This window comes from Bradyrhizobium sp. LTSPM299 (assembly GCF_000938235.1).
In the GTDB taxonomy this organism is placed as follows: domain Bacteria; phylum Pseudomonadota; class Alphaproteobacteria; order Rhizobiales; family Xanthobacteraceae; genus Bradyrhizobium.
The window spans coordinates 1-1,436 of sequence record NZ_JYMU01000054.1; the positions used below are offsets into that span (position 1 = coordinate 1).

Below are 1,436 nucleotides of genomic sequence, written 5' to 3' on the forward strand. Positions count from 1 at the left end.
GGGCGGACAACCGCGCGCCGGATCGGCGGTGCGCGTGGACGCCCGATCAGCTTCATCGGTGAGGTCCATCAGGCGATCCGGCGAGCAGGCGGCAATCCGAGCCGACTTGGCGACACCGGGAAGGGCGGCGGCCGGTTCAATGCGCGGGGCAGGGGCGCTGCAGCGGCGCTGACGTTGAAGGATCGGAGTGCGTGGAGCCGGGACGGAAGCGGCGGACGCACCCGCTCACGGCGGGTGGCCGTGAAGGCGCGTGTGGTCAAGCTGAACCCGCAGCGCGGCGCCGTCCGCGGGCGGCAGTTTGCCGGCGCCAAGGCGGTGGATGCGCATCTGCGCTATCTCGAACGGGACGGCGTGACCAGGGATGGCGAGAAGGGCCAGGTCTATTCGGCCGGGCGCGATGTGGAGGACGGCCGCGCCTTCCTGGAGCGGGGCCGCGAGGACCGGCACCAGTTCCGCTTCATCGTCTCAGCCGAGGACGGCGGGGACTTGGCCGACCCGCGCCAGACCACCCGTGATCTGATGAAGCAGATGGAAGCCGACCTCGGGACCAGGCTCGACTGGATCGCGGTCGATCATCACAACACCGGCCACCCCCATAGCCACATCGTCGTTCGCGGCATCACCGACGACGGCAAGACCCTCAACATTGCCGGCGACTATATCGCCCATGGCGTCCGCGAACGGGCCAGCGAGATCGTGACCCGGGAACTGGGCCGGCAGACCGAGCTCGAGGTGGCCAACCAGCTTGAGCGGGAGGTGGATGCGGATCGCTTCACCCGGCTCGACCGGATGTTGATTGCCGAGCAACAGGGCAGGGAGTTTACCGACCTGCGCCCCGACCTGGACATGCGCGATACGCTCCGCCAGAACCGAGCACTGCTGATCGAGCGGGCCCGCAAGCTGGAGCGTATGGGGCTGGCGACCGAGCTCGAGACCGGCCAATGGATTGTCTCGCCAAAGGCCGAGCCGACCCTGCGGGAGCTTGGCGAGCGCGGCGACATCATCAAGACCATGCACCGGGCGCTGCAACGCGAAGGCCTGGTCCGAGATCGGCATCCGGCGCACTACGTCGTGCACCGCGAGACCACGACCGAGCGCATCGTCGGCCGGGTACTCGACAAGGGGCTTGGCGGGGACGAGATGGGCGAGCGGGTCCACCTGGTGATCGATGGGGTGGACGGCCGCGTGCATCACATCGAGATGGATGCCGGTCGCGCAGAAGACGTCGGTCGGGGCATGATCGTCGCGGCCGGCTCCGCCCCTCCTGGGCCACGTGCCACCGACCGCAATATCGTGGAGGTCGCAGGCCAAGGGGGTATCTATCGCCCGTCCGAACATTTGGAGCGGGCACGCGTGACCATCGACCGTATCGGGGGCGATCCGGAGGCCTTTGTCCGCTCCCATGTCCGCCGGCTGGAAGCCCTGCGCCGGGCCGG

General features: G+C 68.9%; 1 protein-coding gene. It reads left to right on the forward strand.

Features of this window, described 5'->3' with window-relative positions; genetic code table 11:
• Positions 1 to 1,436 (forward strand): DUF3363 domain-containing protein (locus UP10_RS28080; protein WP_050043828.1); only part of this gene is annotated, 1,436 nt, incomplete at both ends.